Below are 14,678 nucleotides of genomic sequence, written 5' to 3'. Positions count from 1 at the left end.
CAATCGCAATCTTAGGTCATAGAACTTTGCCGTTCATCGCGCCACGCATTCCCAAACCAGAACCCCAGCCATCGGAAAGCCTTCAGAGATGTTTTTTGCTTCAGACAATTGGGCCGGCGCCCACCCTGCCGTCAACGAACGGCTTTCACGGGAATCCACGCGCTTTGCCGCCGCTTACGGCACCAGCGAACTCGATCTCTCCATCGAAAAGCGCTTCAACGAGATTTTCGAGCGCGAGGTCGCGGTGTTTTTCGTGGCCACCGGCACGGCGGCCAATTCGCTTTCGCTGGCCAGCATCGCCCGTGCCGGCGGCCTGACCTTCTGTCATTCCGAAGCCCATGTGATCGAGGACGAATGCGGCGCACCGGATTTCTTTTCCGGCATGCGCATGGTCGCCGTCGAGGGACCGAACGGCAAGATGCTGCCGGAGAACCTCATCGAGCGCATTGCGCGTTATCCGCAGGATGCCGTGCATCACGGCCGCGCCGCAGCCATCACCATGACGCAGGCGACCGAGGCCGGCACGGTCTACACACTCGACGAAATCGACGCCATCGCCAAAATCGCAAAAGACAACGGCCTGCCGCTGCATATGGACGGCGCGCGTTTCGCCAACGCGCTGGCTGCCCTCGACACCACGCCCGCCGAAATGACCTGGAAACGCGGCGTCGACGTCCTGTCTTTCGGCGGCACGAAAAATGGCTGCTGGTGTGCGGAAGCCATCGTCTTCTTCGATCCCTCGCTCGCCCGGGATTTTTCCTTCCTGCGCAAGCGCACCGCCCAGCTTTTTTCGAAATCGCGCTTCATCGCCGCGCAGTTCGAGGCCTATCTGCAGGACGACCTGTGGCTCGGCCTCGCCAGCCACGCCAACGCCATGGCCAACCGGCTGCGCGCCGGTTTCGCTTCGCTGAACAGCGCCCGCCTTGCCTGGCCGACCCAGGCCAATGAAGTTTTTGCCATTCTGCCAAAGGCCGCCGCAGAAGCCGCCACGGCAAAGGGTGCGAAGTTCTATGACTGGCTGGAGCCGCGCGACATGCCGGAAAAGGTCGGCAAGGACGAAGTGCTGATCCGCATGGTCACCAGCTTTGCGACGACCGAGGCCGATGTGGACGAATTCCTGTCGATCTGCGCCGCCGTTTAAACTATCGGAGGGCGGCGCCTTGCGGCGCCCTCATACCTCCTGCAGCCGGTAACCGACCCCGGTTTCCGTCAGGATATAGCGCGGCTGATCCGGGATTTTTTCGATCTTCTGGCGAAGCTGGCGCACATAGACCCGCAAATATTGCACATCGGTCAGTTCGTCCCATACATGCTCCAGCAGGAAACGGTGCGTCAGCACCTTGCCGGCATGCTGCACCAGAACCCGCAGAATATCATACTCCTTGGGCGAGAGCTTCACCTCCCGATCCTCCACCTTGACGATGCGCCTGACCAGATCGACGGAAAGATCTCCGGTCTGGAACACCGGTCTCTCCCCCTGGCTTTGCAGACGATGGCGCAGGGCGACGCGGATGCGGGCGACGAGTTCGTTCATGCCGAAAGGCTTGGTGATATAGTCATCCGCCCCCAGTTCCAGCGCCTTGACGATACCCGCCTCATCCGTGCGGCTAGAGAGAATGATGACCGGCAGCGCCAGCCCTTCGCCGCGCCATTTCGCCAGAAGATCATGCCCCGACATATCCGGCAGGCCGAGATCGAGAACGACGAGATCGGGCTTGTCCTCACTGACCAGCTCCATGGCCACCTTCGCATTCATCGCCTCGCTCACCGCATATTCCTGGGTCGACAGGCCTACGCGCAAAAGCTTGCGGATCGGCGGTTCGTCGTCGACGATCAGAATACGAACGGCGGAATTGGTCATTCCCGATCTCCCTCAGCGGCATAGCTGCTTGTCGCCGGCAATCGCGCCTTAATCATGGTCTATCACCGGCGCATCGGCGGGAACGGGCAGACTGACGGTAAACTGCGCACCGGCACGGCCCGGCCTGTTTTCCGCGCGGATCGAACCGCCCATGGCCTCGATAAACCCCTTGCATATGGACAGCCCCAGGCCCGTTCCGGCCTGCACATGATCCGCCTTGCGCACCCGGTAGAAACTGTCAAACACCCGTTCCGTATCGTCGGGTGGAATACCCGGCCCCGCGTCTGCCACGGAGAGGAAGATATTTTTCCCCTGCCGCCAGCCGCGAATCTCGATGGCGGTATGTTCGGGAGCGTATTTGGCGGCATTATCGATGAGATTGAACAGAACCTGTTCGAAAAGCACGGGGTCGACCTTCAGCATCGGCAGGTCGGAAGGAATATCCAGAACGATCTCATGCCTGACGACGATTTTCGCGGCGCGCGAAAGTGCGGTTCCAACCATATCGCCCACGAAATGCAGACCGTAATTCGGCTCCATCGCGCCCGAGCCGATCCGCGTCATATCAAGAAGGTTGGAGATGAACCGGTTCAGCCGCTCGGATTCCTCGACGATCGTCGAAAGCAGTTCGGCGCGCGCATCCGGCGGGATGTCCTCGGCGAAATCCTTCAGCGTTCCGGCCGAGCCCAGAATGGCCGCAAGCGGTGTCTTGAGATCATGGGAGATGGATGTCAGAAGCGCGGTGCGCAGCCGGTCGGTTTCCGCCGCAAGCCTCGCCCGGTCGACATCCGAGACGAGCTGGATTCGCTCGATGGCAAGTGCCGCCTGATCGGCCAGGGCATCGAACAGCCGCTGCTGTTCCGGTGTCAGAAGCGGGCCGAGCCGGTCATCGTCCAGCCCCACCACGCCGACGGCGCCGCTGCCGGTGCGCAGGGGCAGGTAAAGACGTTTGGCGCCGGGAAGGGTATCCGCGCCCCTGCCAGCTGCCTTGTTATGTTCCCAGGCCCATTGCGCGGCGGCAATATCGGCATCCACCAGCGTATCGTCCGGCGGATATCCCGCCTTGACCGTGATCGTATTGTTTTCCGGTAAAAGCAGAACGATCCGAACCTTCAGCATCGAGGCCATCTGGAAAGCGGCCGCCCACAGCACATCGTCCAGCGTTCCTGTCACCGAAAGCTTCTTGGAGAACAGATATAAATCTTCCGTCGTTCGCGCCCTTGCCCGTGCGGCGGCGGCCTGCCGTTGTACGGCCGCCGTGAGATTGGAGGCGACAAGCGCCACGCCGAGATAAAACAGCAGCGCCACGACACTTTCCGGATCGCGAACGGTCAGGGTGTAACGCGGCTCAAGGAAGAAAAAATTGAATGCAAAAGCGCCGAGCAGGGAAGCATAAAGCGCTGGCCCCAGCCCGCCGCGCACGGCGGCGGCCAGAACCGCCATCAGGAACACCAGCGCCAGATTTCTGACATCGAGCGTCTGGTCGAGCACGATGCCGGCCACGATCGCCAGGCCGACGAACAGGGTGCTGTTAAGATAGGGCCGTATGGAACGATACGATTGCGCCGAGGCCGGCTTTGCGGCCTGGCCCGGCTTCTCTTCTTTTTTATCGCCGGAAATGACGTGAACGCTGATATCGCCCGCATGATCGATCAGATCATGCGTCAGCGAACGCTGAAAAATCCGTTGCCACCAGGATTTTCGCGGGCGGCCGATGATGATGTGGGTGAAATTATTGGCGTTGGCGTAGGAGATGATCTCCCGCGTCAGGTCGAGCGCCGGCAGGGTCACCGTCTCGCCGCCAAGCTGCTGGGCAAGCCGCATCGTGCCGGCCAGCCGGTCCTTCTCCGCCTCCGACAATTGTTGCGAACGCGGCGTATCGAGATGCAGCGCCGTCCAGGGCGCGCGCAGACGATCTGCCTGCCGGCGGGCATAACGTACCAGACCCGGGCCATTGCCGCCGTGGTCCAGGCAAACCAGAACCCGGTCTCCAGCGGCCCATGGGCCGGAAATGGCATGGGACTGCATGTGGTTGAGCAATTGCTCATCCACCCGTTGCGCGGTGCGGCGAAGCGCGAGTTCGCGCAGCGCCGTCAGGTTGCCGCGAGAGAAATAATTCTCGATGGCGCGCCGGGCGGTGCGGGGCAGGTAAACCTTGCCATCCTGCAGGCGCTTGATCAGATCGTCTGGCGTAATATCGATGATTTCGACATCGTCGGCCCGGTCGATGATGCTGTCGGGCACCGTTTCGCGAACGCGGATGCGGGTGATCTGCGCAACAATGTCGTTCAGGCTTTCGACATGCTGGATGTTCAGCGTCGTATAGACGTCGATACCCTGCGCAAGGATTTCCTGAACGTCCATGTAGCGCTTGGGGTGGCGGCTGCCGGCGGCATTGGTGTGGGCCAGTTCATCGACCAGAACCAGGGCGGGACGGCGGGCGAGAATGGCATCGAGATCCATCTCTTCCAGCACCTGACCGCGATAATCGATACGCCTCCGCGCGATGATCTCGAAACCCTGCACCAGCGTTTCGGTTTCCCGGCGGCCGTGGGTTTCCACGACGCCGATGACGGCATCCACCCCATCGGCGAGCTTCGCACGGCCGGACATCAGCATTTCATAGGTCTTGCCGACGCCGGGTGCCGCCCCCAAAAATATCTTCAGCCGGCCCCGCGCCTCGCGCCGGGCGTTTTCCAGCAGCGCATCGGGCGATGGTCGGCTCGGCATATCGCGATTGTCGTCAGGCATTTAACCCACCAGTGTCGAGGCTATGGCTTGCGAACAAGCCATAGCCATTTCAGTTCATGAGCCGGCTGCGTCAAGAGCCATGTTCAGCGCAAGCACATTCACGACCGGCTCTCCCATGAATCCGAGTTCCGGTCCTTCGACATGGCGCTCGACGATGGCGCGCAGGGACGCCTCATCCATGCCCCTTGCCCTGGCGACACGGGGAACCTGAAAATAAGCGGCCTCCGGCGAAACATGCGGATCAAGCCCGCTGCCCGAAGCCGTCACCAAATCGACCGGAACCTCGGCCGCCGGATTTTCGGTTTTTGCGGCCTCGTAATCCTGTTTCACCCGGTCGATGAGCTTGGCGCTCGTCGGCCCGAGATTGGAGCCGGACGACGAAGCGGCGTTGTAACCATCGCCGGCAGCCGATGGCCTGCCATGGAAATATTTCTCACTGGCAAAGCCCTGCCCGATCAATTGCGAACCCACAACCGCACCACTCTTTTCGATGAGGCTGCCATTGGCCTGAAAGGGGAAGATCGCCTGCGCGAGACCCGTCATGCCCAGAGGATAGGCAAGGCCGGTGATGGCGGTGGTGGCGAGGATGAGCACCAGTGCGGGACGAAGCTGTTTGAACATTGTCTTTACTCCTCAGGCGAGACCGAGCGCCGTGACGGCGAGGTCGATGACCTTGATGCCGATGAAGGGAACGATGATGCCGCCGAGGCCATAGATGACCAGATTGCGCGACAGCAGCGCGCCCGCACCGATCGGCCGATATTTGACGCCCTTCAGCGAGAGTGGGATCAGCGCGATGATGATGAGCGCGTTGAAGATGATGGCCGACAGGATGGCGCTCTGCGGTGTCGAAAGCCCCATCACATTCAGAACGCCAAGCTGCGGATAGAGCGCCAGGAACATTGCCGGGATAATGGCGAAATATTTGGCGATATCGTTGGCGATGGAGAACGTCGTCAGCGCGCCGCGTGTCATCAGCAATTGCTTGCCGATTTCGACGATCTCGATGAGCTTGGTCGGATCGCTGTCGAGATCGACCATATTGCCGGCTTCGCGGGCCGCCACCGTGCCGGTGTTCATGGCAACACCGACATCGGCCTGCGCCAGCGCCGGCGCGTCGTTGGTGCCGTCGCCGCACATGGCGACGAGCTTGCCCTTGGCCTGTTCCTCGCGGATAAGCTCCAGCTTGTTTTCCGGTGTCGCCTGGGCGAGGAAATCATCGACGCCAGCTTCCGCTGCTATTGCCGCGGCCGTCATCGGGTTGTCGCCGGTAATCATCACCGTGCGGATGCCCATGCGGCGAAGCTCTGCGAAACGCTCGCGAATGCCGCCCTTGACGATATCCTTCAGTTGCACGACGCCGAGCAGCTTTCCATCTCGCACGACGGCGAGCGGCGTGCCGCCGGTCTTGGCGATCTCTTCCGCAATTGTCCGGATGCCGCGTGCGGCGTCCGTTTCGGTTTTGACGGCAAGCGCCACATTGCCCTGTTGCGAAGCGCCGCCATTAACATAGGCAAGAACGGCGTCGACTGCGCCCTTGCGAATGGAGGAACCTTCGAAATCGACACCGCTCATGCGGGTCTGGGCGGTGAAGGGAACGAAATTCGCATGCAGCTTCTGCATGTCGCGGGCGCGGATGCCGTATTTTTCCTTGGCGAGAACCACGATGGAGCGGCCTTCCGGCGTTTCGTCGGCAAGGGAGGCAAGCTGCGCCGCATCGGCCAGTTCCTGCTCGGAAACACCCGCAACGGGACGAAACTCGGTCGCCTGCCGGTTACCGAGGGTGATGGTGCCGGTCTTGTCGAGCAGCAACGTATCGACATCGCCGGCCGCCTCGACAGCGCGGCCGGACATGGCGAGCACGTTGAAACGAACCAGCCTGTCCATGCCGGCAATGCCGATGGCGGACAGAAGCGCGCCGATGGTGGTGGGGATCAGCGTCACGAACAGAGCCACCAGCACGATGATCGGGATCGAACCACCGGCATAGGATGCGAAGCTCGGAATGGTCGCCGTAGCCAGCACGAAGATCAGCGTCATGCCGGCAAGCAGAATGTTGAGCGCGATCTCGTTCGGCGTTTTCTGGCGTTCAGCACCTTCGACCAGCGAAATCATCCGGTCGAGGAAGGTGGAGCCGGCAGCGGCGGTGATGCGAACCCTGATCCAGTCCGACAGCACCTGCGTGCCGCCGGTGACGGCAGAGCGGTCGCCGCCGGATTCCCGGATGACGGGGGCGGATTCGCCGGTGATTGCCGCCTCGTTGACGGAGGCGACACCTTCGATGACCTCACCGTCGGAGGGGATGATATCACCCGCCTCGACGAGAACGACATCGTTCACTTTCAGGCTGGTGCCCGCCACCATCTTATACTGGCTGCGATCATCGCCGGTGAGCAGTTTCGCCTGGGTTTCGGTACGGGTCCGGCGCAGCGAATCCGCCTGCGCCTTGCCGCGCCCTTCGGCGACGGCTTCCGCGAAATTGGCAAACAATACGGTAAACCAGAGCCAGAGATTGATCTGGAAGGAAAAGCCGAGATTGGCGCCGCCCATGATGAGATCGCGGATGAACAGCACTGTTGTCAGCACCGACACCGTCGCGACCACGAACATGACCGGGTTGCGCGCCAGCGTGCGCGGGTTGAGCTTTTTGAATGCGGCGGTAATGGCCGGCACGAGAATGCGAGAATCGAGGATGCTCGCTTGTTTGGACTGGCTCATGAAGAGGCTCCAGCGTTTGAAACAGGGCGACCGATGAAGGTCGATCAGCCCGTGATAACTTCGAGAGCGATAACGGCGGCGACGAGAGCCGCCATCATCGCGAGAATGACATTGGAAGCGCACCAGCCCCCGGGGGTGGCGCTCCCTTTGACGGGAGCGCCTTTGCGGGTGGAGACGATGCGGTTACTTCGGGACTTGTCGTTCATGGCATAACCTCAGAAGAGCTGGCCTGCCGCCATCACCAGATGTTCGGCAACGGGGCCGAGCGCCAGCGCAGGCAGGAAGGTAAGGCCGCCGACGATCAGGATCGTGCCGACCAGCAGGCCGACGAAAAGCGGGCCGTCTGTCGGGAAGGTGCCAGCCGAGGCCGGAACGGTCTTCTTGGTGACCAGCGAACCGGCAATGGCGAGTGCCGGAATGATGACCAGAAAACGGCCCATCAGCATGCCAAAGCCAAGCGTGATGTTGTACCAGGTGGTGTTGCCGGTGAGGCCGCCGAAGGCCGAGCCGTTATTGGCGGCCGCCGAGGTATAGGCATAGAGGATTTCGGAGAAGCCGTGCGGCCCCGCCGTGCCGATTGACGCGACCGCCGAGGGCAGCACGGTGGCCGTTGCCGTGAAGACCAGCATTGCGAGCGGCAGGCAGAGAATGGCCAGAACCGCCATCTTCATTTCCTTGGCCTCGATCTTCTTGCCCAGATATTCCGGCGTGCGCCCGACCATCAGACCCGCCACGAAGATGGCGATGACGATGAAGAGCAGAATACCGTAAAAACCCGCGCCGACACCGCCGACGATCACCTCGCCCAACTGCATGTTGATGAGTGGGATAAGACCGCCCAGCGCCGTGAAGCTGCCATGCATGGCGTTGACCGCGCCGCAGGAGGCGGCGGTGGTGATGACCGCGAAGAGCGATGAGAGCGCCACGCCGAAACGGACTTCCTTGCCCTCCATATTGCCGCCGGCAAGACCGAAGCCGTGCATCAGCGGGTTTCCGGCCGCTTCCGCCCAATAGGTGACGGCGACGCCGGCGATGAACAGCACGCCCATGGCGGCGAGGATCGCCCAGCCCTGGCGCTGATTGCCGACCATGCGGCCGAAGACATTGGTAAAGGCTGCACCAATGGCGAAAATCGACACCATCTGGAGCATGTTGGAAATGGCATCCGGGTTCTCGAAGGGATGCGCCGAATTGGCGTTGAAGAAGCCGCCGCCATTGGTGCCCAGCATCTTGATCGCCAGCTGCGACGCGACGGGGCCGACGGCGATCGTCTGCTGCGCGCCTTCCAGCGTCTGCGCGTTCACGTAGGCGCCGAGTGTCTGCGGCACACCAAGCCAGACGTAAACGAGGGTCAGCACGATGCAGAGGGGTAAAAGCACGTAGAGCGTGGAGCGGACCATATCCACCCAGAAATTGCCTATCGCCTTGCCGGAAGCGCGGGAAAACGCACGGATGAGGCCGATGGCGATGGCCATGCCTGTTGCGGCGGAAACGAAGTTCTGTACGGTGAGACCGGCCATCTGGGTCAGATAGGACAGGGTGCTTTCGCCGCCATAATTCTGCCAGTTGGTGTTGGTGACGAAGCTGACCGCCGTATTGAAGGACAATTCCGGCCCCACGGCCGCCATTCCCTGCGGATTATAGGGCAGCACCGCCTGAAAGCGCATCAGGGCATAAAGCAGGGCAAAACCGAGCAGGTTGAAGAGAAGCATGGAGAACGCATAGGTCGTCCAGTGCTGCTCCTCACGCTCGCTTGTCCCGGCAAGGGCATAAAGGCCGTGCTCGACGGGCGCGAGAACCGGCGACAGCAGGGTGCGCTCGCCATTAAAGACACGCGCCATATAGAAGCCGAGCGGCTTCACCAGCGCAAAAATGATCCCGCAGAAAAGCAGGACCTGAAACCATCCATTGAGGGTCATGGTATTGAACTTTCAATAGCCGCCGCTTCCCGATCAGAAACGTTCGGGGCGAATGAGAGCATAGGTGAGATAGGCGGCGATAAAGACCGTGACGGCACCGCTCAAGATATAGTCGAATGTCATCGCAGCCTCCGCCTAAAGCCGGTCGCAGGCGCGCGTATAGGCAAAGCAGAGGGCGAAAAACACCGTCGCTGCGCCGATCAGAACAACATCCATCATCGATGGGACTCCTTTTTATTCGAGGAGCCGGACAGGAAGAAAAGCGCCGTCATGTGGGACGTCGCTTTTCATTCTTTCTGGCTGAGAAGGGAACACCATCCCTTCTCAGCCAGAAGAATGCACCCGAACCGCATAAAGGTTCGAGACGGCCACAGAGGCAATAAAATAGGAATCCTATAGGAATTTCGATGCCCGCCGGTCGCGGGCATCGCTGCCGCTACTTAGAGTTTTGACGCATTTCCGGACGGAAAACGGGGGTCCACTTTTCCTGGAAATGCTCTAAGAGAGCGGGCTGTCACCGAAAGCGGAAACGATGGTTTCCGCCGAACTTTTGCCGGCCAGCAGCGCTGCCAGCAAAATCCGGGCCTGGCCCGGGCGAAGCGTGGATGAATGCACGGCGCCCGCCGCGACAAGGTCATGCCCGCCGCCGCCGCCGCCATAGGTCGCCACCAGCCGCCCTTCCGGCACACGGCTGGAAACGATGACGGGAACGCCGCGTTCGGCGCAGCGCTTCACGGCTTCGGCGATACGCGGATTGGCGTTGCCGGAACCGAGTGCGGCAAGGACGATGCCTTTCGCGCCCGCCTGCAGGCTTGCATCGATATGGGTCGCGTCACAGCCGGGATGAATGGCGACGATATCGACGCGCTGATCGGTTACCGGGGCGGAAAGCCGCAGCGTTGCGGCGGCAGCCAACGGCCGGGCGGAGCGGAAGGCGTCCGCCTCGTCCGCGCTCAGCTTATAGAGCCCCCAGGCCGGCAGACAGCGGCCGCCGAAGGAGAGGAGCACGCCTTTTGCGGCATTCGCTCGATCAAGCGCTGTTTCTATGGCCCGGGCCAGATTGGCCGGCCCGTCCGCGTCCTTATGGTCTGCGGTAAACTGTGCGCCGGTGAAGACCACCGGTTTTGTGATGACCCGCTGCAAATGTACGAGCAGCGAGGATTCTTCCATCGCGTCGGTGCCATGCAGAACCACGATGCCGGTAACGGCGGGATCATCGAGCTCGGTACCCACCGCATCGCTGATGCGCTGCATGTCCGCCAGTGTCAGGCTGGAGGAATCCTTCGCCATCAGATCGACCGGCTTCAGCCGGGCGTTGATCTGCGGAACCAGCGCCAGCAGGTCCTCCCCCGAAAGGCTGGGCGTGCTCACGCCATCGGCACCACGCCGGCTGGCGATGGTGCCGCCGGTGGCGATGACCGCCACCAGAGGCGTTGCGTCCTGCCCGCTCACTGCGATGCTCCCGCACGCTCGTCCGCAAGGCGGTAGATGCGGTCACGCAAGAGATACCAGCCGATGACGAGCGCCGGGATGATGATCAGCAACGAAGCGATGGTCCAGGAGCCGACAGGATAATCGAAAGCCATCAGCACCAGCACGCCGAACAGGAAGATGAGCGTGAGAATGCCGGTATAGGGCGCGCCGAACATGCGGAAGTCCGGACGCACGAGTTCACCACGCTTGGAAAGCTGCCAGAGCTTCAGCTGGCAAAGCACGATAACCGCCCATGCGCAGATGATGCCGAGCGCCGAGAGGTTAAGCGCGATTTCGAAAGCAGCGGAGGGAACGACCGCATTCAGGGCCACGCCGAGAACGGTGACGACGGCCGTGACTGCAATGCCGCCATAAGGCACGCCATTCTTGTTCATCTTCGCCAGCGCCGCCGGAGCAGAGCCAGAAACCGCCATGGAATGTAGGATGCGGCCGGTGGAATAAAGCCCGGCATTGAGCGAGGACAGCACGGCGGTCAGAACGACAAGGTTCATGATCACGTCAGCCCCCTGCACGCCGATGGAACCGAAGAAGGTGACGAAGGGGCTCTCGCCGGCCTTGTAGGCGGTGTAGGGCAGAAGCAGCGCGAACAGCAGCACCGAACCGACATAAAAGACCACGAGACGCAGGACGACGGCGCGGATGGCGCGGGGCATGACCTTGCGCGGGTCTTCCGTCTCGCCTGCCGCCGTGCCTATCAGTTCGATGGAGGCATAAGCGAAGACGACGCCCTGTATGATGACGAAGGCTGGCAAAATACCGTTCGGGAAGAAGCCGCCATTGTCGGTGATGATGCTGAAGCCGGTGACATGACCTTCGATGGGGGTGCCGAAGATGACGAAATAAATGCCGACAACGAGGAAGATCGCAAGCGCCAGCACCTTGATGAGGCTGAACCAGAATTCAAGCTCGCCGAAGACCTTCACCGACAGCATGTTCATCGCCAGCACGACCAGAAGCGCCGTCATCGCGAAGACCCACTGGTCGATACCCGCAAGCCACGGAACATATTGCTTGAAGAAATTCATGTAGAGGGCAACAGCGGTCACATCCGCCACAGAAGTCATGGCCCAGTTCAGCCAATACATCCAGCCGGCCGCGAAGGCCATCTTCTCGCCGTAGAATTCGCGAGCATAGGACACGAAGGAACCGGAGCTCGGGCGATGCATGATCAGTTCGCCGAGCGCGCGCAGCACCAGAAACGCGAAGAAACCGCACAGCGCATAAACGAACACCAGCGCCGGGCCGGCCTGCGCCAGACGCCCGCCCGCACCGAGGAAAAGCCCGGTGCCGATGGCGCCGCCAATGGCGATCATCTGGATCTGACGTGGCTTGAGGGCCTTGTGGTAACCGAGATCTTCTTCGACGAAGACCTCACGGTCGGCGGACGCCGTTTTCCCAGAATGCATGGATATTTATCCTCCCGATAAAGTGCTTGCAGTCGGCGATAAGCCGGAAATGAAAATGAAACTGGCACAGTCCGCGCTGGAATATGGCCAGCATGCATGCTCATGCGCGCTGTAAAGCTGCATGACAGATTTTCGCCCCTCATAATGGCAGATAATGCCGTTCGTCAAGCGTATTCGATATGATTGACCTTCTCCTCCACCCCAATTAAGGTCAAAAAATCTGTAAGACAGCTTTACAGATATAGCAACGCTTAAAAGCCAGTGGAGGAAAAAGTGAGCGTGACGCGCAAGGAGCATGATTTGCTCGGGACGAAGGAAATTCCGGCGGATGTCTATTGGGGCGTGCACACGGCACGCGCTGTGGAAAACTTCAAGATCACCGGGGTGACCATCGGCCACAACCCCTATCTCGTCCGGGGACTGGCCTATGTGAAGGAGGCGGCGGCACGCGCAAATCACGAGCTCGGCCTGCTCGACGCCGAACGTATGGAAGCCATCGCAGAGGCCTGCCGCGAAATCCGCGCCGGCGCGCTGCATGAGCAGTTCGTGGTGGATGAAATTCAGGGCGGCGCCGGCACCTCCACCAACATGAATGCCAACGAGGTCATCGCCAACCGTGCGCTCGAACTGCTCGGACACGAAAAAGGCGACTATGCCCGCCTTCACCCGAATGACCATGTCAATCTCAGCCAGTCGACCAACGACGCCTATCCGACCGCGATCAATGTCGGGCTGATCGAGGCCATCGACGATCTGGCGGCTTCCATGGGTGTGCTGAAGGATGCCTTCGACTGCAAGGCGCAGGAGTTTGCCGGCTTCATCAAGATCGGCCGTACGCAATTGCAGGACGCCGTGCCGATGACGCTCGGCCAGGAATTCCGCACCTTCGTGGTGATGCTGGGAGAAGATCAGGCACGCCTCATCGAATCCGCCGCACTTCTGCACGAGATCAATCTCGGCGCCACCGCCATCGGTACCGGGCTGAATGCACCGCGTGGTTATGCCGAGCTTGCCTGCCAGCATCTGGCGGAGCTGACCGGACGCCCGCTGGTGACGGCGGCAGACCTCATCGAAGCCACACAGGACCCCGGCGCCTTCGTGCATCTCTCCGGCGTGCTGAAACGCGTTGCGGTGAAGCTGTCGAAGACCTGCAACGACCTTCGCCTGCTCTCTTCCGGCCCGCGCGCCGGTATCGGCGAGATCACCCTGCCCTCCGTTCAGGCGGGTTCCAGCATCATGCCGGGCAAGATCAATCCGGTCATTCCCGAAGTGGTCAACCAGGTGGCCTATGCGGTGATCGGCAATGACATCACCATCACCATGGCGGCCGAAGCCGGGCAGCTGCAGCTGAACGCTTTCGAGCCAATCATCGTGCGCGCACTTTCACAGAGCATCAGCCAACTCAGCGCCGCTTGCCGTACGCTGGCAGAACGCTGCGTCGACGGCATCGTCGCCAATCCGACGATCATGGCGCAGCGTGTGGAAGAGTCCATCGGTCTCGCCACCGCACTCAACCCGCTGATCGGTTATTATGCGGCGACGGAAGTGGCCAAAGAGGCGCTTGCCAGCGGCCGCACCGTGCCGCAGGTAGTTCTGGAACGCGGTTATCTAACCGATGCGCAATTGCAGCAGGCGCTGAGCCCGCGGCACCTTGCCAACCTGCCCGCCGTCACGGCTGGCGAAGCCGATCTTCGCCAATAATCGTCGTCACCACCTGCTTCACCTGCCCAAGGTGAAGCTCCATCGCCTCCCGCGCCTCGGGCGCTGAACCCCGCCGGATCGCCTCGACGATCCGGCGGTGCTCGAAATTCGAGGCGACGCGACGACCGGCCATCAGATTGACCATCTCTGACTGTTGGGACAGCGCCTCACGGGCATCGGCCACCACCTTGGCGAACAGCCTGTTGGCCGAAGCTTCCGCAATGGCGCAATGGAATTGCCCATCCAGCAGCACCCAGGGATGCGGCCTTTCTTCGGCTTCCATCCGATCACAGAGGTCAAGCAGGACTTCCAGCTGAGCATTCGTGCGCCTCAACGCCGCCCAACCGGCCGCAGGAACTTCGATGAAGGGGCGGGCCTCGATCAGATCGCGGGCGGAATAGGCGCCGTAATTCAATTCGGAAGGCGGCGTCGGCGTCATCACATAGGTGCCGCTTCCGGTGCGGGTCTGCGTCAGCCCCAGGGTCTGGAGCGACCGCAAAGCTTCGCGAACAATCGGCCGGCTGACGCCATATCGGGCGGCCAGATGGGCTTCGGAAGGCAGCCGGGTGCCAACTGCAAGCTGCCCCGAGGTGATGGCGGAACGGATATCATCGAACACCGCTTCTGCGGCATTCTTGCGATTGATCGGCTGCGCATCCGCTAGCCAATCCGACAACCCGCCCATCTTCAAACCCTCCGCACTCTCAATATGTTCGCAATATCAACGCAAAACCAGACAACCGTCCAAACGCAAAAGGACGGCCGCCGCTCTCGCAGCCAAGCCGACCTTCCTAACATTATCCTGCCAGCCGGAACAACGACGGCGGA

The 14,678-nt window shown here is 61.3% G+C and carries 12 protein-coding genes; 2 read left to right on the top strand and 10 right to left on the bottom strand.

The window, feature by feature from the left end:
• The first annotated feature begins 88 nt into the window (after positions 1-88).
• The gene (locus tag EM858_RS01050; RefSeq protein WP_127755536.1) at positions 89-1,141 is read left to right on the top strand and encodes a low specificity L-threonine aldolase; all 1,053 of its coding nucleotides are present in this window, start codon (positions 89-91) and stop codon (positions 1,139-1,141) included.
• Positions 1,142-1,171: 30 nt separating this feature from the next.
• Here the strand turns inward: EM858_RS01050 and EM858_RS01045 are convergent, their stop codons facing one another.
• From EM858_RS01045 to EM858_RS01010, 9 genes are all read right to left on the bottom strand, one after another.
• Positions 1,172-1,861: a response regulator transcription factor gene (locus EM858_RS01045; RefSeq protein WP_127755535.1), complete on the bottom strand. Its 690-nt coding sequence runs from the start codon at positions 1,859-1,861 to the stop codon at positions 1,172-1,174.
• A 48-nt stretch (positions 1,862-1,909) separates the two neighbouring features.
• Entirely contained in the window at positions 1,910-4,612 is a 2,703-nt protein-coding gene (locus tag EM858_RS01040) for a sensor histidine kinase KdpD (protein ID WP_127755534.1), read from the bottom strand.
• 54 nt (positions 4,613-4,666) lie between these two features.
• On the bottom strand, positions 4,667-5,233 hold the full coding sequence (kdpC, locus tag EM858_RS01035) for a potassium-transporting ATPase subunit KdpC (RefSeq protein ID WP_127755533.1): 567 nt from the start codon (positions 5,231-5,233) through the stop codon (positions 4,667-4,669).
• A gap of 12 nt (positions 5,234-5,245) precedes the next feature.
• Complete coding sequence (gene kdpB / locus EM858_RS01030; protein WP_127755532.1) at positions 5,246-7,330, bottom strand: potassium-transporting ATPase subunit KdpB; 2,085 nt, start codon at positions 7,328-7,330, stop codon at positions 5,246-5,248.
• A 44-nt stretch (positions 7,331-7,374) separates the two neighbouring features.
• Complete coding sequence (locus tag EM858_RS27010) at positions 7,375-7,536, bottom strand: hypothetical protein (protein ID WP_164865264.1); 162 nt, start codon at positions 7,534-7,536, stop codon at positions 7,375-7,377.
• 9 nt (positions 7,537-7,545) lie between these two features.
• A complete protein-coding gene (gene kdpA, locus EM858_RS01025) occupies positions 7,546-9,249 on the bottom strand; it encodes a potassium-transporting ATPase subunit KdpA (protein WP_127755531.1) in 1,704 nt (567 codons plus the stop codon).
• 33 nt (positions 9,250-9,282) lie between these two features.
• The gene (gene kdpF / locus EM858_RS01020; RefSeq protein ID WP_003506089.1) at positions 9,283-9,372 is read right to left on the bottom strand and encodes a K(+)-transporting ATPase subunit F; all 90 of its coding nucleotides are present in this window, start codon (positions 9,370-9,372) and stop codon (positions 9,283-9,285) included.
• A gap of 375 nt (positions 9,373-9,747) precedes the next feature.
• Positions 9,748-10,701, bottom strand: coding sequence for an asparaginase (locus EM858_RS01015; RefSeq protein ID WP_127755530.1), 954 nt, complete (start codon positions 10,699-10,701; stop codon positions 9,748-9,750).
• The gene (locus EM858_RS01010) at positions 10,698-12,149 is read right to left on the bottom strand and encodes an amino acid permease (protein WP_127755529.1); all 1,452 of its coding nucleotides are present in this window, start codon (positions 12,147-12,149) and stop codon (positions 10,698-10,700) included. The genes EM858_RS01015 and EM858_RS01010 overlap by 4 nt, the downstream gene beginning before the upstream one ends.
• A 273-nt stretch (positions 12,150-12,422) precedes the next feature.
• On the opposite strand from EM858_RS01010, the gene EM858_RS01005 reads away from it, so the two are divergent.
• Entirely contained in the window at positions 12,423-13,850 is a 1,428-nt protein-coding gene (locus EM858_RS01005) for an aspartate ammonia-lyase (RefSeq protein ID WP_245482973.1), read from the top strand.
• Here EM858_RS01005 and EM858_RS01000 read toward each other — a convergent pair.
• A complete protein-coding gene (locus EM858_RS01000) occupies positions 13,819-14,535 on the bottom strand; it encodes a FadR/GntR family transcriptional regulator (protein WP_127755527.1) in 717 nt (238 codons plus the stop codon). The genes EM858_RS01005 and EM858_RS01000 overlap by 32 nt on opposite strands.
• Positions 14,536-14,678 lie beyond the last annotated feature (143 nt).

Source organism: Agrobacterium sp. CNPSo 2736 (assembly GCF_004005385.1).
GTDB lineage: Bacteria > Pseudomonadota > Alphaproteobacteria > Rhizobiales > Rhizobiaceae > Agrobacterium > Agrobacterium leguminum.
Note: the sequence above shows the minus strand (reverse complement) of the source record. Positions and strands in the feature narration are given on the sequence as shown.

Coding starts and splice junctions, on each gene's coding strand:
- EM858_RS01050 (WP_127755536.1), top strand. CDS start 89: ATGTTTTTTGCTTCAGACAATTGGGCCGGCGCCCACCCTGCCGTCAAC.
- EM858_RS01045 (WP_127755535.1), bottom strand. CDS start 1,861: ATGACCAATTCCGCCGTTCGTATTCTGATCGTCGACGACGAACCGCCG.
- EM858_RS01040 (WP_127755534.1), bottom strand. CDS start 4,612: ATGCCTGACGACAATCGCGATATGCCGAGCCGACCATCGCCCGATGCG.
- kdpC (WP_127755533.1), bottom strand. CDS start 5,233: ATGTTCAAACAGCTTCGTCCCGCACTGGTGCTCATCCTCGCCACCACC.
- kdpB (WP_127755532.1), bottom strand. CDS start 7,330: ATGAGCCAGTCCAAACAAGCGAGCATCCTCGATTCTCGCATTCTCGTG.
- EM858_RS27010 (WP_164865264.1), bottom strand. CDS start 7,536: ATGAACGACAAGTCCCGAAGTAACCGCATCGTCTCCACCCGCAAAGGC.
- kdpA (WP_127755531.1), bottom strand. CDS start 9,249: ATGACCCTCAATGGATGGTTTCAGGTCCTGCTTTTCTGCGGGATCATT.
- kdpF (WP_003506089.1), bottom strand. CDS start 9,372: ATGACATTCGACTATATCTTGAGCGGTGCCGTCACGGTCTTTATCGCC.
- EM858_RS01010 (WP_127755529.1), bottom strand. CDS start 12,149: ATGCATTCTGGGAAAACGGCGTCCGCCGACCGTGAGGTCTTCGTCGAA.
- EM858_RS01000 (WP_127755527.1), bottom strand. CDS start 14,535: ATGGGCGGGTTGTCGGATTGGCTAGCGGATGCGCAGCCGATCAATCGC.